Raw genomic sequence first — 19,336 nt, forward strand, 5'->3', positions numbered from 1 at the left:
CAGCGGCCCGACCCCGCAGTCACCCTCGACAGGGCCTGCGGGGTAATCTGGGCGGATGCGCATCGTTCTTGGAGTCAGTGCCGGCATCGCCGCCTATAAGGCGGTCCACCTCCTGCGACTCATGCGAGAAGCCGGCCACCAGGTCGACGTGATCCCCACCCCCGCGTCGGAGAAGTTCGTCGGGCGCGCCACCTGGGAGGCGATCAGCGGCCGTCCGGTGACCACCTCCGTGTTCTCCGGAGTCGACGAGGTCCGCCACGTCAGGCTCGGCCAGGAGGCCGACCTGGTCGTCGTCGCCCCGGCCACCGCTGACCTCCTGGCCCGGGCCCGCGCCGGAATGGCCGATGACCTGCTCACCACCACGCTGCTGGCCTCCGAGGCCCCCACGCTGCTGGTCCCCGCGATGCACACCGAGATGTGGAACAGCGCGGCCACCACCGAGAACGTCGAGGTGCTGCGGACCCGCGGCATCGAGGTCATGGAACCCGCCGTCGGCCGGCTCACCGGCAAGGACACCGGGCCCGGACGGCTCCCCGAACCCGAGGAGATCTACGCCCGGGTCACCGAACTTCTCCACGAGATCGACGGTGCGGCCGGACAGGGCACGCCGGAAGCCTCAGCCTCAGCTCCGGACCAGGCTCTGGACCAGGCGTCAGCCGCAGCTCCGACCCCAGGGCGCCTGCGGGGCCGGACCGTCGTCATCACCGCCGGCGGCACCCGCGAACCCCTCGACCCGGTGCGCTACCTGGGGAACCGCTCCTCGGGCAAACAGGGCATGGCCCTGGCCGAGACCGCCGCGGCCGCAGGCGCGAAGGTGCACCTGATCGCCGGGACCATGGACGTCCGGCCCCCCGCACAGCTTCCCAACATCACCGTGGAGCACATCGAGACCGCCGCTCAGCTGCAGGCGGCGGTGCAGCGCGCCGCACCGGCTGCCGACATGCTGATCATGGCCGCCGCCGTCGCCGACTTCCGCCCGGCCGCCTACGCCGCGCAGAAGATCAAGAAGACCGAGGACGGCGAGAACCCGGTCATCACGCTGGAGCGGACCCCCGACATCCTCGCCGAGACGGTCCAGCACCGCCGGTCCGCAGGAACCGGGCCGGCCGTCATCGTCGGCTTCGCGGCGGAGACCGGCAGTGCAGAGGCTGACCCGCTGGAACTGGCCCGGGCGAAGCTGCTGCGCAAGGGCTGTGACCTGCTGGTGCTCAACCAGGTGGGGGAGACGCTGGTCTTCGGACGCGACGAGACCGAGATCCACATCCTCACCCCACCGAGGCTCACCGTCGAAGGCTCCGCGGTGGTGACCCTGCGCGGTACCAAGCATGAGGCCGCCGAGGCGATCATCGCCGCGGCCGCGGCTTACGTCGTGTGAAGCACGCAGATCAGCCGCGGATCGGCCTGCCGTAGGATGACCGAGTGACGAATTCCAACACCCCCGCGGCTGCGTCCTCGCTGCGCCTCTTCAGCTCCGAATCCGTGACCATCGGTCACCCGGACAAGATCTGTGACCAGATCTCCGACGCCATCCTCGACGCGCTGCTCGCCGTGGACAAGAACTCCCGCGTGGCGGTGGAGACGCTGACCACCACCGGTCTGGTGCATGTCGCCGGCGAGGTGACCACCTCGGGCTACGTGGAGATCCCGCAGATCGTGCGCAACACGCTGCTCGACATCGGCTATGACTCCTCCGCCAACGGGTTCGACGGTGCCCGCTGCGGCGTCTCGATCTCCATCGGCCAGCAGTCCCCGGAGATCTTCGCCGGGGTCTTCAACTCGATGGAGGCCCGTGGCGGTGCCGAGGACCGCCGGGACGCCCAGGGCGCGGGTGACCAGGGAATCATGTTCGGCTACGCCACCAACGAGACCCCGTCCTACATGCCCAGCGCCATCTCGCTGGCCCACCAGCTCTCCGCGCAGCTGACCAGGGTCCGCCAGGACGGCCAGCTGGCCTACCTGCGTCCCGACGGCAAGACCCAGGTCACCATCGGCTATGACGGCGACCGTCCGGTCAGCCTCGACACCGTGGTGGTCTCCACCCAGCACACCGCTGAGATCTCCCAGGAGCAGCTCCAGGGCGACATCAGCGCCCAGGTCATCGCCCCGGTGCTGGAGCACACCGGGCTGGACCTCGGCACGCTCTCCGAGATCATCAACCCGTCGGGCCCCTTCGTGGTCGGCGGACCCGTCGGCGACGCCGGGCTGACCGGACGCAAGATCATCGTCGACACCTACGGCGGGTTCTCGCGCCACGGCGGCGGCGCCTTCTCCGGCAAGGACCCTTCAAAGGTGGACCGCTCCGCCGCCTACGCGATGCGCTGGGTGGCCAAGAACGTGGTGGCCGCCGGACTCGCCGATCGCGCCGAGATCCAGATCGCCTACGCGATCGGTCGCGCCCACCCGGTGGGCATCTACGTGGAGACCTTCGGCACCGAGAAGGTGGATCCGATGCAGATCTCGGCCGCGATCGACGCGATCTTCGACCTGCGTCCGCTGGGCATCATCGAGGATCTGGACCTGCTGCGTCCGATCTACCGCGAGACCTCCAAGAACGGGCACTTCGGCCGGGAGGGGGAGAACTTCCCCTGGGAGCGCCTGGACCGGGTCGAGCAGCTGAAGTCCTTCTTCAACGCCTGACCCACGAGCAGGAGCAGCCGCAGGCCGGTCGCGGCTTCCGGCTCTCCTGCGGCTGCCGGCTCAGGCGCCGGGGAGGCGGTGGCTCGAGGTTCCGCGCCAGCTGCGGTAGGCCCAGATCGTCAGCGCCACCACGATGGCCCAGGACACGCCGATCACCACGCCGTTGACGATGGTGCGATCGGCGATGAACGCCCCCAGCGCCACCAGCGAGACCTGTCCGGGCACGGTGGAGATCGCGCTGGCCACCACGAAGTCGCGCTGCGAGACACCGAACGCACCACTGCCGTAGTTCACCGGCCAATAGGGAACCCCAGGCATGAGCCGCAGGGCGAAGACGGCCTCGAAGCCGGCACCCCGCAAGTGCGCCTCGACCTTCTCTGCGTAGGATCCCAGCAGCTTCCGCACGGCCTGTGTGCCCAGGAAGCGGGCCAGATGGTAGGCGGCGAAACAGCCGATCAGCACACCGACCACCGAGAGCAGGCTGCCCAGCAGGGTGCCGAAGATCAGTCCGCCGCTGACGGCCATGATGGTGACCGGGATCGGGGTCATGGCTACCGCCGCGTAGAGCAGGATGAACACGAACCATGCGGCCCAGCCGAAGTCCTCGATGCGCTGCTGCAGCTCATCCAAGGGGGGAAGCCGCAGATTGAAGGCGGCGTAGATCATGCCCAGGAGCACGGCCACGAGCAGTGCGTTGCGGATGAAGGAGCCCCAGGCGGGACCGAGGGCTTTTTCGCTCATTGGGTCAACTCTACGCATCGGTCTGTGTCCATGGTGAGAGATACGATCGCAGGGCAGCGGAAATCTCGGTAGGGGGTGAACCAGCATGGCGGAAGAGCCGGCATCACAGGCGCAGCAGCAGTCGAACCAGCCTGCCCTGCTGGACTCGCTGGCGCCGCAGCCCGCCCCGCAGCTGCCCGCCGGGGCCACCGATGACCTCCCCGTGGCGGAGGTGCTGCTGGAATCAGCCGTGCCGCATCTGGATCGCCCCTTCGACTATGTGGTGCCCATCGATCTGGCCGAGAAGATCGTTCCGGGGTGCCGGGTTAAGCTGCGCTTCTCGGGACGGGAGATGACCGGCTACGTTCTGCGTCGCAAGCAGGAGCCCTCCACCGCCTCTCGGCTCTCCCTGATCACCAAGCTCGTCACCGCCCTGCCGGTGCTCGGTGAAGACATCCTGCAGCTCTCCCAGCAGGTCGCCGAACGCGGCGCGGGGGTCACCGCCGACGTGCTGCGCGCCGCCATCCCCCCGCGCGCAGCCCGGGTGGAGAAGGACTACGCCGGTCTGCGCGTTCCGGCCACAGTGCTTGACCCAGAGAATCCCCGACCGCGCAGCGCCGCGCTGGCACTGAAGTCCTATGGCGAGCAGTCCTGGACGCGGCAGGTGCTGCACCGGGTGCAGGAGTGTCTGGCAGGGGAGGGTGACGCCGTCGTCGTGGTCCCGGACCAGCGCGACGTCGAGGCACTGATGGAGGTGCTCACCGGCACGCTGGGCAGTGGGGTGGCGGTCCAGCTCACCGCGGAGATGGGCCCCTCCGCGAGGTACCGATCGTTTCTGCAGCTGCGCTACGGGCAGGCCCGGGTGGCGGTCGGCACCCGGTCGGCGGTCTTCGCCCCGGTGCCCCGACTGCGGCTGCTGATGGTCTTCGAAGACGGCGAGCAGACCCACGCCGCGCCTCGGGCTCCGTATCACCACGTGCGCGAGGTGGCGCTGCTGCGCACGGTGCAGACCGGAGCTGAGCTGGTGATGCTCTCCACCTCACGCAGCCTCGAGGTCCAGCGGCTCATCGAGCGCGGCTGGCTCACCGAGGCCGCCCCTGACCGGGAAGAGCGCCGCGCCGCCGCGCCCCGGATGATCGCCACCGCGGACTCCTACGAGCAGGAGCGCGAACCGGCGTTCCGGCAGGCCCGGCTGCCCGCGGCCGCGTACAAGGCGGCCCGGGACGGGCTGCAGGAAGGACCGGTGCTGATCCAGGTCGCGCGCAGCGGGTTCATCCCGGCGGTCCTCTGTGAACGCTGCCGCAGCCGCCAGCAGTGCCCGCAGTGCCACGGACCGTTGAGCCTGCCCGCCCACCACGGGCAGTCGCGGACGCTGAAGTGCCGCTGGTGCGGGCTGCACCACCGCAACCACCGCTGCACCGAGTGCGGTTCCACCACCTTCCGGGCCGGCACCCGCGGAGCCGATCGCACCGCCCAGGAGCTCGGCCGCGCCTTCCCCAACACCCCGGTCATCTCCTCCACCGCGGATCACCCGATCGCCGAGGTGGACCAGGAGCCCGCCCTGGTGGTCAGCACCCCCGGGGTGGAGCCGGTGGCGGAAGCCGGGTACGCGACCGCGCTGCTGCTCGACGGGGACACCCAGCTCAGCCGCGAGGGCCTGGACGTGCCGCGCCAGGTGCTCTCACGCTGGTTCCGTGCGGCCTCTCTGGTCCGCCCGCACAAGACCCACGGCGGCACCGTGGTCATCACCGCCGACGCCGAGGAGCTCACCGCCGCCCTGGTGCGCTGGGACCCGGTGACGTATGCCCGTCGGGAGCTCTACAACCGGCTGGAACTGGGGCTGCCGCCGGCGCAGCGGATGCTCAGCCTCACCGGTGACCCGGCCGAGGCGGAGGCCTTCCTCGGCCAGGTGCAGCTGCCCGCGGGCCGAAGCTGGATCGGGCCGGCCCCGCTGGAGGACGGGCGGCACCGCTATCTGCTGTTCTTCGGCTACGCGGAGGCCGCCGCGGTGGTCACCGAGATCCGCCGGATCCGCCGCACCCACAGCGCGGCGCCTCCGGGAGCCGCACGCGGCGGCCGTGGCCTGCGGATCGCGATGGACGACATCGCCAGCCTGCAGTTCTGAGCCTGTGGCTCTTCGCCTGCAGATCTGAGCTCAGGGTTCCGACTCGATCGGCGGCGCTCAGTCCAAGGTGGCGATGAAGCGGCGCAGCGCACGGGCCGCCTGGGCGGGCTTCTCATAGTGCAGCAGGTGTCCGGTGCCGCACAGCACCTCCGAGTGAGCCTGCGGGATCATCCGGCGCAGCGCCCGCTGTCCGGCGGGGGTGCTCAACTGGTCCTGCGCCCCCGGGACCAGGAGCACCGGCAGGTCGAGCAGCTCTGCGAATTCGGTGACGGTGTGCCGGCTGGAGGCCCAATAGGCCTGCAGCAGCGAGTGCGGATCTGCGAAGCCGCTGAAGTGCCGGCGGTGCTGATCCCGGATATACGCCACCTGCTCCGGCACCCTGGTGACGATCATAGAGACGTTCGTGACCGCCTGCGCCAGCGGCGACCGCAGCAGTGCCTGCGCCCATCGTTCGGGCAGCCACTGGCTGGACCGGTAGTAGAGGTCGACGGCGGCGGCGCCGGGCAGCAGGCTGCCGGTGAAGATGTCATTGCTGATCGGGGCGAACAGCGCGAGCCCTGCCCAGCGCCGCGGCTTGGTCGAGTGGGCGGCTGGTCTGCTCTGCGCGGCGTGGGCGGCTGGGTTTCTCTGCGCGGCGTGGGCGGCTGGGTTTCTCTGCGCGGCGTGGGCCGCGACGACGATCGAGCCGAAGGAGTGGCCCACCAGCACATCGTCGGGCCCCAGCTGAAGTGTCTCGGCCAAGGCCTCCACGCAGGCCGCATAGGTCGCCAGGCTGTGTTCAGCGGGACCGTCGGGCCCGCGCTGCAGCGGCGGTGTGGCGCCGAAACCGGGGAGATCCGGGACGAAGACCTCGAACTCCGGCAGTGCGTCCACGATCAGCGCCATCCCGTGATGGTCCCCGCGGAAGCCGTGGATCAGCAGCAGCCGGCGCACATGACCCGGCGAAGCCGCCGGGACGGCGGTCGCGGCGGGCGAGGGCACCTGGGCGGGGTAGTGCCAGACCGCCGCAGAGGTGCTCAGCCGCTCCGCGCCGTCGTCGGTCTTGTCGCTTATCCCGGTGTCCATCTCGGCCTTGGGGGAGGCGAAGTCCAGCGAGACGTCTCGTCTGATTCCTGTCCGGGCTGGGTGCTCGGTCCACGTGCGGCTCACTGGCCCAGCCTACCGGTGAACTCAATTAGACTGGCGGGGTCCAAGATACGACCCGACGACGACGAGGTGCCCCCCAGGTGAGCCACGCGAGCGAAACCGCTGCAGCCGATACCACTGCGACTCAGCCCAGCAGCCCTTCGACTGACTCCCAGGGCGGCGAGAAGAAGCAGTACTCCTTCCAGGAGATGGAGGCCCGCTGGCTGCCCCTCTGGGAGGAACAGGGCACCTTCGTGGTGGATCCGGCCGACACTCGGGAGAAGAAGTACGTGCTGGACATGTTCCCGTACCCCTCCGGCGATCTGCACATGGGTCACGCCGAGGCCTTCGCCATCGGTGACATCCCCGCCCGGTACGCCCGGCTGCGCGGCTACAACGTGCTGCACCCGATCGGCTGGGACTCCTTCGGCCTGCCCGCCGAGAACGCCGCGATCAAGAACGACGCCCACCCCGCGGACTGGACCTACGCCAACATCGAGACCCAGGCGGCCTCCTTCAAGCGCTACGGGATCAGCACCGACTGGACCCGCCGGCTGCACACCTCGGATGAGTCCTACTACCGCTGGACCCAGTGGCTGTTCCTGCAGTTCTACAACAAGGGCCTGGCGTACAAGAAGGACTCCCCGGTCAACTGGTGCCCGAAGGACCAGACCGTGCTGGCCAACGAGCAGGTCGTCGACGGCGCCTGCGAACGCTGCGGCACCGCGGTCATCAAGAAGTCGCTGAACCAGTGGTACTTCAAGATCACCGACTACGCCGACCGGCTCCTCGAAGACATGGACGAGCTCAAGGGCCACTGGCCTGACCGGGTGCTCTCCATGCAGCGCAACTGGATCGGCCGCTCCACCGGCGCCTCGGTGCGCTTCGACATCACCTCCGCTCAGGGCGCCGCCGAGCACCCGCCGGTGGAGGTCTTCACCACCCGCCCCGACACCCTCTACGGGGTCACCTTCATGGTGGTCGCCGCCGATGCCGACCTGGCCATGGAGCTGGTCACCGAGGAGAAGCGGGCAGAGCTGGAGGCCTACCGGCAGGCGCTGGGCAGCGTCTCCGACATCGAGCGCCAGTCCGCCGAGCGGGAACGCACCGGCGTCTTCCTGGGCCGCCACGCGATCCACCCGGTCACCGGTGAAGAGCTGCCGCTGTGGGCCTCTGACTACGTGCTCGCCGACTACGGCACCGGCGCCGTGATGGGCGTGCCCGCCCACGACCAGCGCGACCTGGAGTTCGCCCGCACCATGGGGCTCAAGGTCCGCGTGGTGGTCGACACCGGCGCGGAGGACCCGGCCGAGACCGGGGTCGCCACCGCCGGTGAGGGCACCGCGATCAACTCCCCGGCATGGGAGGGCCTGAACAAGGACGCCGCGATCGCCCGTGCCATCGAGGTGCTCGCGGAGAAGTCCGTGGGCGAGGCCAAGGTCAACTACCGACTGCGCGACTGGCTGCTCTCGCGGCAGCGCTTCTGGGGCGCCCCGATCCCGATCATCCACTGCGCCGGCTGCGGCGAGGTCCCGGTCCCGGAGGACCAGCTGCCGGTGAAGCTGCCGACCGGCATGCGCGGCGAGCAGCTGGCGCCCAAGGGCAAGTCCCCGCTGGCCGGTGCCACCGACTGGGTCAACGTGGACTGCCCGTCCTGCGGCGGCGCCGCCACCCGGGACACCGACACCATGGACACCTTCGTGGACTCCTCCTGGTACTACCTGCGCTATATCGACCCGAACAACGACGCCGAGATCTTCCCCAGCGAAGAGATCAACAAGTGGCTGCCGGTCGATCAGTATGTGGGCGGCGTCGAACACGCCATCCTGCACCTGCTCTACTCCCGGTTCTTCACCAAGGTGCTCTTCGACCTGAACCTGGTGAACTTCACGGAGCCGTTCAAGGCGCTGCTGAACCAGGGCCAGGTGCTCAACGGGGGCAGGGCCATGTCGAAGTCCCTGGGCAACGGGGTGAACCTCGGCGAGCAGCTCGACATCTACGGGGTCGACGCCATTCGGCTGACCATGGTCTTCGCCTCCCCGCCGGAGGACGACGTGGACTGGGCCGACGTGTCACCCTTCGGCTCGGCGAAGTTCCTGGCCCGCGCCTGGCGGCTCGCCCAGGACGTCAGCTCCGACGCCGGGTCTGACCCTGCGAGCGGGACCAAGGCGCTGCGTACGGTCACCCACCGGACCATCCAGGACGCCGCGCAGCTGATCGAGGACAAGAAGTTCAACGTGGTGATCGCCCGGACCATGGAGCTGGTCAACGCCGCCCGCAAGGAGATCGACGCGGGCGCCGGCGCGGCTGATCCTGCCGTGCGCGAGGCCGCAGAGGTCACCGCGCAGATCCTCTCCCTGGTCGCGCCCTACACCGCCGAGGATATGTGGGCGATGCTCGGCCACGCCCCCTCGGTGGCGAACTCCGGCTGGCCCGCCGTGGATGAATCGCTGCTGGTCCAGGACACCGTCACCGCGGTGGTCCAGGTCAAGGGCAAGCTGCGCGACAAGCTGGAGGTCGCCGCAGACATCACCGAGTCGGATCTCGAGGCGCAGGCGCTCGCGCTGCCCCGGATCCAGAAGTACATCGCCGACGGCGGCGGGGTGCGCAAGGTGATCGTGCGCGCACCGAAGCTGGTCAACGTCGTGACCGGCTGATGACCGACCGGCCCGCGGAACGCTGCCAGCAGAGTCTGGCCCGATGGCGCAGCGCCATCGAGGCCGACCTGCTCGCGCGGCGCGCCGCGGTGCCGGGGCGCAAGCCGAATCTGCGCCGCAAGAAGGGGCGCATCGCGGTGGTCACCGACTCCTCCTGTTCGCTTCCGGTGGACCGCCGGACCCAGGAGGTGCTGCTGGGCCAGATCGGGGCGAACATCATCTCGGTGCCGATCCCGGTGATGATCGGTGAGCAGATCTACCCGGAGACCAGCGAGGAGCTGGACCGGGACCTCCCGCTTGCCCTGGCTCAGGGGACCACGGTGCGGACCTCACGGCCCTCGCCGGGACGACTGCTGGAGTCCTATCAGTCGCTGCAGGACCAGGGCTACGCCGGGGTGGTGTCCATCCACCTCTCCGCGAAGCTCTCCGGCACCGCGGAGGCCGCCCGGCTGGCCGCCGGTCAGTTGGACTTCCCGGTCACGGTCGTCGATTCCCGCCAGGCCGGGCTGGGCCTCGGGCACAGCGTGATCGACGCGGCGATGACCGCGCAGCTCGGCGGCTCGCTGGCGAGGGTGGCCGCAGCCGCGACGACCAGCGCCGAGCGGGCAGAATCGTTGTTCGTGCTGCCCAACCTGGACCAGCTGCGCCGCGGCGGCCGGATCAACGCGATGTCCACGCTGATCGGGGGACTGCTCTGGGTGAAACCGCTGCTGCAGCTCATCGAGGGCGAGATCCAGCCGGTGGAGCGCCCACGCACCATGCCGCGCGCCCTGGAGCGACTCCATGCCCGGGTCGCGCAGCACGCCCACGGCATGGACGCCCCGCGGCTGGGGGTCCACGGATTCGGCAATCCAGCACAGGCCCTGGAACTCGCCGAAGCTCTGGCCCCGCTCTCGGCGGCCCCGGTGCCGGTGGTGGATCTTCCTCCCGCCCTGGGCGCCCACCTCGGGCTCGGAGCGCTTGCGGTGTCGTTGAATCCCGCCCTGCCCGCCGGCTCCTGACGCTGCGGAGGGGACCGTTCCGCAGAACGGTTTTCCCCAACTCCTGCCTGACGACGACGCCGCGGCCCGCTGCGCACAGCAGGTTCTCCACCGCGCAGCAGAGCTGAGAACGGCTCTAGCGTGGCCTCCATGGAGGTCTGGGCCGAGGATCAGCTGACACGGCGCGAGCGGCTGCGCGCGGAGCGCGAACTTGAACACGCCGCCCCGGCACGGATCCGGCTGAAGCTCGCCGGATTGCTGGTGATCGTCATCGCGCTGCTGACCTGGCTGGCCGTGTCCTGGCTCAGCAGCACCAGCCCGGCGGGGGCGCCCGTGCCGGAACCTCCGCCGCTGCAGGGGGTGGCGCAGACCGGAGGCGGCCCCACGGAGATGTCAGGGCAGGCCGAGGGGCCAGCGCCCCCGAACCCCTCCGGTGCCCCCGCCGACCCAGGGTCGGCAGATACGCAGCAGGGTGCCGCGGAATCGATTCCAGTCGTGGTCCATGTGGGCGGAGCGGTCGCGTCCCCGGGCGTGGTGGAGCTCCCCTCTGGTGCGCGCGTGCATGAGGCGATCGAGGCCGCAGGTGGGATGACCTCGAAGGCGGATCCGGGTGGTCTGAATCTGGCCGCTCCGGTCCAGGACGGCACGGTGATCTGGGTGCCGACGCCGGAGGAGCTCGAGGCCGGGACGGGTCCACCGACCGCCGGGCAGGACCCCGCCGGCCCGCCAGGGACGGCACCCGGCGCCGAAGCTGGCACAGGAGCGGGCGCGGCACCTGGATCGGCGGCCGGAGCAGCGCCTGGGTCGGGCACCGGAGACCTGATCAACCTCAACACCGCCGATGCCACGGCTCTCCAGGAGCTGCCCGGAATCGGTCCGGCGCTCTCGGAGCGGATCATCAGCCACCGCGAGACCAACGGCCCCTTCGGCTCGTTGGAGGAGCTCGCCGGAGTCAGCGGCATCGGGCCGGTGATTCTGGCGGATGTAGAAGGTCTGGTGACCTGGTGACCACCGCGAGACCGCTGGATCTGCGGCTGCTTCCCGCCGCGCTGACGGCCTGGGCCGCAGCCCTGCTGGCGGTGCATCTTCCCTGGCAACCAACGTTGCAGCTGGGATGGTGCTTGCTCGGCGCAGGAGTGCTGCTGACCATGATCGCCTCGCTGCTGAATCGACTCGTGACCGCTCCAGTAGCGCTGCATGTGCTGCTCTGCTGCGTCCTGGCGGGAGTCGTCGTTCTCCAGGCCGGGACAGATGCCCGAGCGCACCAGATGAGCGGATGGGCGCAGGCGGTGGCGGGTGACACACCGGTGATGGTGACGCTGCGGATCTCTGGGCAGCCCGAGATCCTGGCCACCCCGGGGTTCGACGGTGCCGACCGGGTCATGGCCCACGCGATGGTGGAGGCGGCGACCATGCCGGGGGAGCAGCGCCCGGTCCCCGTGGACGCCCCGGTGGTGATCATCCAGGACGCCGCAGCGCAGTCGGATCCTGAGACCGGAGAAGAAGCTGCGGGGGAGTCCGGTGAACGCCCTGCCCGGGGGTCCGGCGCGAGGTCCGCAGCGGAGGTGCTGCCCCTGATCACGGGTCAGCGCTACCAGGGACTGGTGAAGCTCAACCCGACCGACCCAGGTCAGCGCGAGACCGCAGTGGCCTTCCCCTTCGGTGGGGCCCTGGAGCGGCTTCGCGCAGATGGTCGCGCCGAGTTCACACAGATCTTCAACGGGCTGCGCTCTGCCACGGCGGACGCATCGTCACACGCCGTCGGCGACGCCCCCGGGCTGCTGCCGGGGCTGATCCTCGGTGACCGGACACACCAGGAAGAGGAGCTCAGCGAGGCGATGCGCGCCGCCGGACTGAGCCACCTGACCGCGGTGAGCGGCGCCAACTGCGCTTTGGTCATGGGTGCGCTGATGGGGCTCGTGCGTCTGGTGCGGGCTCCGCGATGGACGACTGTTCCGGTCGCGGTCATCGGACTGGTGCTCTTCGTGCTGCTGGTGCACCCCGAACCCAGTGTGATCCGTGCCGGGGTGATGGGCAGCATCGCGGCGGTGTCGCTCTTCGCCGGGCGCGGACGGGCGGCGTTTTCGCTGCTCTGCCTCTGCGTGCTCGGCCTGCTGGTCTTTGATCCGTTCTACGCGACAGAGCCGGCGTTCCAGCTTTCCGCGGCCGCCACGGCGGGGATCGTGGTGATCGGGACCCGGATCCGGGAGCGGCTGGAAACGTTCCTGCCGGCGATTCTCGCGGCACCGCTGGCCCTGGCGTTCTCCGCGCAGCTCTTCGTCACCCCCGTGCTGCTGCCGCTCTCGGCCGCAGTCAACACCTACGCGGTGCCCGCCAATGTGCTGGCCGCCCCGTTCGTGCCGTTCATCACCGTGCCGGGTACCTTAGCTGCGGTGATCTCCACGACCCTGCCCTGGGTCGCGGTGCCGATCCTGTGGTGCTGCGGGTTGGCGGCGGCCTGTCTCGGGATGATCGGCAGGGTCGCGGCGGGGCTTCCGCAGGCCGCTGCTCCGTGGCCGGAGGGTTGGGTGGGCTGGGGTCTGGTGGTGCTCTATATCTTCGCCGCACTTGTGCTGGCCTGGGGGCTGGTGGATCGGTTCCGCCGTTGGCATGTGGTCCTCTTGGCGGTAGCTGCGGCGGCGATGCTGGCCCTGGTGCTGCCGGTGACGGCGCTGGTGCCTTCACGTGGGGTTGATCAGTGGCGGGTGGCGTTGTGTGATGTGGGGCAGGGCGACATGCTGGTGGTCCGCACCCAAGAGTCCGCCGGCGTGGTGGTGGATACGGGGGAGGACCCGCTGCTGGCAGATGAGTGCCTCAGGAAGCTGGGGGTGGAGACGGTCGAGGCGCTGCTGCTCACTCATGAACACCGCGACCATTACGGCGGGACCCCAGGGGTCATTGAGGACCGTGCGCCGGGGCTGATCCTGCATGCCGGCAGCACCGGCTGGGACGTGGAAGCCGAAGTGGAATCGGTCGGAGAGCTGCCCCCGAGCATCCCGGTGCATCGGCCCCAGGTCGGGGAGAGCTTCGAGTTCACCCGGGGGCTCAGTGTGCGGCTGACCATATGGGCCGCCGAGGCGCATCACGCCGAGGCCAATGACAACTCGCTCGTGGCGCTCATCGAAACCGTGGACCCTGATCTGCCGGAAGGGACGGTCGGGTCCGTCGATGAGCCGCTGCGGGTGTTGACACTGGGGGATCTCGAGGAGGAGGTGGCTGCCTCGTGGCTGCGCCGGACGGGAGCCCCTGAAGGTGTTCATCTGCTCAAGGTCGCTCATCATGGGGCGGCCAACGGCGGCACCGAGGTGCTGGAGGCCACCCGGCCGGCGCTGGCGTTGATCGGGGTGGGGGAGGACAACACCTATGGGCACCCGTCTGCGGAGATCATCCGCACGTTGGAGGCACTTGGCGCCGCGGTCTACCGCACTGATCTGCACGGGACGGTGGTGTTCACCTTGGATGCTGGTGGCTTGGACGCGACTGCTGTTCCTTGATTCGAGCCGAGATCGGATGGGCTTGGGAAGCCTTCGGATCTGCACCTTCCTGCGCCCTGTGATCCCGTTGAGCTGAATCCCCAGTGGTCCTGCGGACGAATCGATGTTTGATGCCCCCACCAATCTTGGGGTCTGCTCAGCCTTGTCTGCAGCGCTTCCCGAATGGGTGAGGGTCTGTGAGCCGGGGCCGATCACGGACGTTTCCGCAGTGGGCCGAGTTCAGCGCCGGACACCGGCCAGGTGGGTGCCGGCCGGCCTCTCTGATGAATGGACAAGTCTTCTGAAAGACACACGAAGCCGAGGGTCATTGGGTGTACGAGTAGCACGCGGTGGACGCTTGCGACGTCATGAGTCTCGGCTTGGCCTCGCGGCGGGCAGGCCGCCCTGTGGGCTGAGTCGCTGACGCCGGCGATGACCGGCCCCGCCATTGGAAGGAAGGTTGCTCACCTCGCCTTCGGTCGCGTCTGCTCCGACGTCCTAGGGGACTCAGATCCGGCGGCCCCCGCGGCCATCAACCTGGGTACCAGCACGGGGAGTACAACGTCCAGGGACTCGGTAAAAATCAGGTGCTCGTCGCTGTCGATGACGAGCAACTCTTTGTTCGGGGCCTCGATCCGTTGGAACACCTGGCGGGTATAGGAGATGTCGAACAACGGGTCGCCGGTCGCGGCGATGACGACGACAGGGCAGCGCGCCGGGCCGGGCAGCTCGCTGGTCATCATCTCGGCCAGCAGGCTGAGGGGGTAGGAGCGCAGACCGAGGGGGTCGGTGTAGAACCGTTTGATGACCTCGGGGTTGCCACAGACCCGACGCGCGTCAAGGTAGGCGTCGAACGGCACGGGTGCCCCGGGAGCGACCCGGCCCAGGACGCCGATGCCCCGCCTTAGGGCGCCGTACACCGGGGACAACCAGGTCGGTGCCCGGGTGACCCCGAGAGTGGCGGGCAGAGCCGGGTCCAGGACGTTGTGAGCGAACACAGCTGCCACGCCGGGTGCGCGAGCTGCCACTGCCAGAGCCAGCACTCCGCCTTGAGAGGATCCGAGCACCATGACGGGTGCACCCGCGTACTGGCTGTGCATCCATGTGATGGCGTCCACAGCGTTCATAATGAGGTCACCGAAGGTCAGGTGTCGGCGGTGAAGCCGGGGGCTCTTCCCGTGCCCGGCCGGGTGAAGCCCAACGACGGTGACACCGGCGCGGTTCACTGCGTCCAGGAACTCCTCGTAGAACAGCGGGTGAGTCATCGTCCCAGGAAGGAAGAGAACCGCGGGCGCACCGGGCCCTGCGTCCCAGACCGACAGCGCGACCGGGAGCCCACCGGAGTCGATGAGGACTTCGCGGTACGCCTCAGTGCGCTGAACTGCATTCAGGCTGCGTTGTTCTGCTGTGCGCATCTGACACCTTTTCCACATTGGCGCTCCGCCCCTTCGGGTCGACGCGAGCCACCAGCGGCGCTACCCACTGCAGCGCCTCCTCGTACCGACCTTGGAGTGAGCAGCGTTGCCGAGGTGTCAGGCCGAGCAAGCCCGTGAGCAGGCGCCGTTCATCGGCCGTGCCGACCCGCCAACCACTTCCGGAGCCGAGGCTACCAAGTCAGCAAGGCGCCCGGCTAGAACCCACGGGAAGGTGACCTCCACCGAAGTCAACCGGCCTCGGTTCCCTGCAACAGCCTCGGACCGGTGCCGGATACCGGCCGGGTCTCTGACCGACGGGCTCACCGGATGTCCGTCGGCGGGCACGAGGTCCACGTCCTGAGTCAGTACCGCTCCGGCACGTCGTAATTGACATCGGTGATCGTCAGCCGGATGTAGGAGAAGTCACCGTTCTCGCGGGAGTAGGCCGCCTCGCCTTCGGTTGGTACGCGGACGCCGTCGAACTCTCCATAAGCATTCATCGGCGTCGACCACGGCAACACCGCCCCGTAGTCACGGTCGTACCGATCAGCGATCATGTTCGTGGGCCGACCCTCCCGGTCGAAGAAGAAGGTGGCCGTGCCACTGACGCCGCAGTAGGACATGGTGGCCCGGGCGGCGCCGTCGTCGATGGGGTCCCAGGTGATCTCGGGGATCAAGGAGCCGGCTGGGAACCACAGGATCTCGTTCAGGTACCGCAGCAGGTCGCCCTCGTCCATCTCGGGCCCGGCATCACGGGCCACCGGAACCAGACCCAGCACGCGCATCTCCAGCGCGCCGCGACCGTCGAGATAACTGTCCTTCCCGATCACCGGTAAGCCCGGTGCGATGCGGGTGTTGGCCTTCCAGACGAAGGCCGGCGGCTGCGTCGAGTAGTACTCCTCGGCGGTGAACGGGAGCCAGCCGAGGTCACCCACGAGCAGCTCGCCTTCCTGCTGCAGCCGGACCGTGGAGGGGATCGGCTTGCCGACCACCCCGGACCACCGCAGCCAGCGTTGAACAGGCCCGGGGAGGCCCACGAGGTCTTCCTGGCACACTAGATCGAAGGTGACCGCAGCACCGGGCTCCAGCACCTCGTCGATCTGGCCGTTGATCCGTCGCTCGAAGGTGTACCTGCCGAGGCCGATGACCGATGCCCCCACCAGGACGACAAGGGTCAGGCCGCCGTAGACCATCAGCGTGCGGTTGTGGATTCTGGCCACCCGTCTCACCTCTCATCGAGCCAGTGCGGGACGGACCCAGGACCTCCGTCACTGACGGTACTCAAGTTACCGCGCCAGACGCGCTTCGGGCGATCCGCTGCACGCTTGACCCTGCGATGAGATGCGGTGGGCGACCGGGCCAGCGGGGCCGGGGAGACGGTGGTGATCAGGGCGTCCAGGTGGGTCGATGTCACGAACTGGGAACCGTGCGGTCCGTCAGGGTGCGCCCACCCATGTCGTCTGTGCGCGGTCTGACCAAAGGCCCTTCACGGCGCGAGGAGAGATCCTTATGATCCAGAGCCAAGGGCTCGCGCCTGGCGCTGAGGATTCGACCGCGGAAGGGGTTGTCATGAAGGGAGCGTGGTGGTGGGTGACCGCGGCGATCATTGGGTTCCATGGCCTGATCCACCTTCTCGGCGCGGTCAAGGGATTCGGTTGGGCCGACGTAGAGGCGCTGAGCTCCTCCATCTCAGTCCTGGCTGCAGCGTTCTGGTTGCTCGCGGCCACACTTGTCATTGCGTCGGCCGTGACGCTCGCCCTTGGTCCACCTCGCTGGTGGGCGGCGCTTGCGGCGCCCGCTGCGATCGTTTCGCAAGTCATGGTCATCTCTTCCTGGTCGGACGCCAAGGCAGGCACCGCCGCCAACGTCGTCCTCCTTGGTGCCGCCATCTGGACAACTGCCTCGCAGGGGTCACGCGGACTGGGGGCAGGAGGCCGGCCCCGCACTCGGCGCGTCACAAGAACAGGTGCTCCCAAAAGCTGAATCCGTGCCGGTCGTCAAGTAACACACACGGCCGTTCAGTGTGTTTGCGAGCAGCGCCGCGGCGGGCCGATGCCAGGTTGTGGCGGGTCGCCGGTCGGAACGCTCTGGGCTAGGTCCCAGCCCGTACGTGGGTTACCCGTCGCCGGCCGTCGTTCACTCGCAGTACGCCACGGCCCCGGACGTGCTGAGGTAAGCACTCGTGCCCGCGATGGCGCTCGCCGTCGCACCGGCGGTCAGGGGCAGCTGTGGCGCGCCCCGATGGAGGGGGTGCGCGGGGCTGGTCAGCATGTGCCACCCCTTAGACGGGTGATCTCGCCGTGGACCCATCTTGGGGACCAGGTCTCGTGCCGTCGGCTCGTAGGGTGCGGCCTTGGAGGAAGGCGAGCGTGGCGATCGGTAGCGACATCACGGCGCTGGTGAGGCTGACGATGCCCGCGAGGGGGCCCGTCCCTGCGGCGTACAGCACGAATGCCGCGATGGAGAGCGCACCCATCCCCGTGAGCCAACCAGCCAACCAGCGTCGACCGTGTTCGGCCAGGAGGCTGGCCAGGAGCAGTGCGGCGGCACCAAGGAGTGCGTAGCCGGCGAGGTCGATGGCGTAGGGGATGGACTCGACGTCGTGGAAGTACCATTGCGCGGCGGTTGTGGGGTCGCGGTCGACGAGGTCGGGGAAGAACGTGTACTGGGAGGTGTAGGCGAGCGTCGCGAACGCGACGTAGGCGCCCAGGAGCACACCGGCTGTCGACCGGCGCACCGAGGACGGGGGTACGCCCGCCGCGGCTGCCAGAAGCAGCACGATGGAGACGAACGCGGGTGCGAGCAGCGAGGCACCGACGAACCCCCACTGGTATAGCGCGCGGCCCTGCTCGAAGTCGTACATTCCCTCGAGCAGCCGCGGCGGTGGGGAAGAGGCGAACACCAGGCCCATCATCGAGGCTGCAACCACATAGACGGCGCTCGCTACGACCAGGCCCGTGCCGACCCGGCGCCCCCAGGCAGCGCCTTCGTGCTGCTCGCGGGCCGAAGTTGTGTGCGGTGGGTTCATGGTTCCTCCCTGGTCCTGTGTCCGGACCGCACGTTCACGAGTTCCGGAACCATCGCGATGTCCACCCGGAGCTCGTGGGTGCGGCGCGATCCAGCGTCGCCAGCCAGCGGTGGCTCATCGGCCACCGGCGGAATATCGGTAACCGGAACAGCGCCGTGAGCAGCGGGCGGCGCTGCCGTGTGCGCCACGCTCCGACCCGATCGAGCGTGAGCGTCACCCGGTCCTCGGTACGTTCGAGTTCGCAGCGTCCGCGCAGTTCGGGGCTGCCGTCGGCGTGCAGCGCGATGGTCCCCTTGAAGCACGCAGGCGGGGACCGACGGCGAGGGGCCGCGCAGTGGCGGATCCAGCCGAACCCCGGCAGCCAACAGTCCGGCGGTGGCCGGTACGAGCACGGCCATGACGACCGACACAGCGGTCGACGGCTGGCCGTCCCGGACACCATGAGCTGGCGGCGTGGAAGCGCCTACGACTGAGGCGACGTGGGGCTTGCGCTGCCGTTTCGGCCCCTCAGTGACCCACATATCAGTCATGGCAATCCTCCATCTTCGCGCCCCGCATCCTGGGCGACTTCGACTGACACGACCACCGTACGACGGCGCACAGACGACCACTAGTGGCGAAGGCCCGACCAGAAGTGACCAAAGGCCCTGTCGTGCGGACCGAGACGAGGCGCATGCTGAGATCGGCTGTCACCTTGACCGAAGGAACGCCGACCCCTTACCTGAAGGTCCGCGACACCGCCATGCACAGCCTCGGGATCGGCACCACTCACGACATGAGGTCTGTCATCTCCGGCATCTTTCTGGCCTCTTGGCGCTTCCGCGGCTACACACCGAAGGAGAAACTGAACCTGTGGCGCGGCCGAGTGTTCTCGCGGGGCTTCGGACTGTGGGACCAGTTCATCAGGACCGACTTACGCAGCACCGTCCCAGCACTGCAGATCCCGGTGTACTTCCTCGAAGGCAAATACGACTACACCTGTGCCACCTCTCTGGCGAGGGACTACTTCGAGCAGCTGCGAGCCCCTGTCAAGGGCTTCTACGTCTTCGACGACTCGGCACACAGCCCTCTTCTGGAGGAGCCCCGCAAAGCCCATCGCGTCGTCGAGCACGACGTACTCACCGGCACAACGGCCCTCGCAGATGGCAACGGTGCCTGAAGAGATGACTCTCGGCC

Annotated in this window: 14 protein-coding genes; 9 read left to right on the forward strand and 5 right to left on the reverse strand. The window is 68.9% G+C overall.

Annotated elements, in window-relative coordinates; all coding sequences use genetic code 11:
* The first annotated feature begins 55 nt into the window (after positions 1 to 55).
* Both LTH96_RS04565 and metK read left to right on the forward strand, forming a co-directional pair.
* Positions 56 to 1,375 carry a phosphopantothenate--cysteine ligase family flavoprotein gene (locus tag LTH96_RS04565; protein WP_241464576.1) on the forward strand — a complete coding sequence of 440 codons (1,320 nt, stop codon included), beginning with the start codon at positions 56 to 58 and terminating at the stop codon, positions 1,373 to 1,375.
* Between the two features lie 44 nt (positions 1,376 to 1,419).
* A complete protein-coding gene (gene metK, locus LTH96_RS04570) occupies positions 1,420 to 2,637 on the forward strand; it encodes a methionine adenosyltransferase (RefSeq protein WP_241464577.1) in 1,218 nt (405 codons plus the stop codon).
* A 60-nt stretch (positions 2,638 to 2,697) separates the two neighbouring features.
* Here the strand turns inward: metK and LTH96_RS04575 are convergent, their stop codons facing one another.
* Positions 2,698 to 3,378: a TVP38/TMEM64 family protein gene (locus tag LTH96_RS04575; protein WP_241464578.1), complete on the reverse strand. Its 681-nt coding sequence runs from the start codon at positions 3,376 to 3,378 to the stop codon at positions 2,698 to 2,700.
* 85 nt (positions 3,379 to 3,463) lie between these two features.
* On the opposite strand from LTH96_RS04575, the gene LTH96_RS04580 reads away from it, so the two are divergent.
* Positions 3,464 to 5,482, forward strand: coding sequence for a primosomal protein N' (locus tag LTH96_RS04580; RefSeq protein WP_241464579.1), 2,019 nt, complete (start codon positions 3,464 to 3,466; stop codon positions 5,480 to 5,482).
* Between the two features lie 57 nt (positions 5,483 to 5,539).
* On the opposite strand, the gene LTH96_RS04585 is transcribed toward LTH96_RS04580, so the two are convergent.
* Positions 5,540 to 6,631 (reverse strand): alpha/beta fold hydrolase, encoded by a 1,092-nt coding sequence (locus LTH96_RS04585; protein ID WP_241464580.1) that lies wholly within the window; start codon positions 6,629 to 6,631, stop codon positions 5,540 to 5,542.
* Positions 6,632 to 6,708: 77 nt separating this feature from the next.
* On the opposite strand from LTH96_RS04585, the gene leuS reads away from it, so the two are divergent.
* The 4 genes from leuS to LTH96_RS04605 all read left to right on the forward strand — a co-directional run bounded on the left by leuS (position 6,709) and on the right by LTH96_RS04605 (position 13,738).
* Positions 6,709 to 9,264 (forward strand): leucine--tRNA ligase, encoded by a 2,556-nt coding sequence (leuS, locus tag LTH96_RS04590; protein WP_370644388.1) that lies wholly within the window; start codon positions 6,709 to 6,711, stop codon positions 9,262 to 9,264.
* The gene (locus tag LTH96_RS04595) at positions 9,264 to 10,265 is read left to right on the forward strand and encodes a DegV family protein (protein WP_241464581.1); all 1,002 of its coding nucleotides are present in this window, start codon (positions 9,264 to 9,266) and stop codon (positions 10,263 to 10,265) included. Before leuS ends, LTH96_RS04595 begins: the two co-directional genes overlap by 1 nt.
* A gap of 129 nt (positions 10,266 to 10,394) precedes the next feature.
* Positions 10,395 to 11,252 carry a ComEA family DNA-binding protein gene (locus LTH96_RS04600; protein WP_241464582.1) on the forward strand — a complete coding sequence of 286 codons (858 nt, stop codon included), beginning with the start codon at positions 10,395 to 10,397 and terminating at the stop codon, positions 11,250 to 11,252.
* Positions 11,249 to 13,738, forward strand: a complete 2,490-nt coding sequence (locus LTH96_RS04605) for a ComEC/Rec2 family competence protein (protein WP_241464583.1) — start codon at positions 11,249 to 11,251, stop codon at positions 13,736 to 13,738. Before LTH96_RS04600 ends, LTH96_RS04605 begins: the two co-directional genes overlap by 4 nt.
* Before the next feature lie 443 nt (positions 13,739 to 14,181).
* Here the strand turns inward: LTH96_RS04605 and LTH96_RS04610 are convergent, their stop codons facing one another.
* Together LTH96_RS04610 and LTH96_RS04615 are read right to left on the reverse strand one after the other, a co-directional pair.
* Complete coding sequence (locus LTH96_RS04610; protein WP_241464584.1) at positions 14,182 to 15,132, reverse strand: alpha/beta fold hydrolase; 951 nt, start codon at positions 15,130 to 15,132, stop codon at positions 14,182 to 14,184.
* A 362-nt stretch (positions 15,133 to 15,494) separates the two neighbouring features.
* Positions 15,495 to 16,352, reverse strand: a complete 858-nt coding sequence (locus LTH96_RS04615) for a DUF6544 family protein (protein WP_241464585.1) — start codon at positions 16,350 to 16,352, stop codon at positions 15,495 to 15,497.
* Between the two features lie 289 nt (positions 16,353 to 16,641).
* Here LTH96_RS04615 and LTH96_RS04620 point away from each other — a divergent pair, with 289 nt between their 5' ends.
* Positions 16,642 to 17,115 (forward strand): hypothetical protein, encoded by a 474-nt coding sequence (locus tag LTH96_RS04620; protein ID WP_241464586.1) that lies wholly within the window; start codon positions 16,642 to 16,644, stop codon positions 17,113 to 17,115.
* A gap of 298 nt (positions 17,116 to 17,413) precedes the next feature.
* Here the strand turns inward: LTH96_RS04620 and LTH96_RS04625 are convergent, their stop codons facing one another.
* Positions 17,414 to 18,160: a hypothetical protein gene (locus tag LTH96_RS04625; RefSeq protein WP_241464587.1), complete on the reverse strand. Its 747-nt coding sequence runs from the start codon at positions 18,158 to 18,160 to the stop codon at positions 17,414 to 17,416.
* A gap of 673 nt (positions 18,161 to 18,833) precedes the next feature.
* On the opposite strand from LTH96_RS04625, the gene LTH96_RS04630 reads away from it, so the two are divergent.
* Positions 18,834 to 19,319 (forward strand): alpha/beta fold hydrolase, encoded by a 486-nt coding sequence (locus LTH96_RS04630; protein ID WP_241464588.1) that lies wholly within the window; start codon positions 18,834 to 18,836, stop codon positions 19,317 to 19,319.
* Positions 19,320 to 19,336 lie beyond the last annotated feature (17 nt).

Origin of the sequence: Nesterenkonia sp. LB17, from assembly GCF_022565915.1 — a bacterium.
Lineage (GTDB): Bacteria > Actinomycetota > Actinomycetes > Actinomycetales > Micrococcaceae > Nesterenkonia.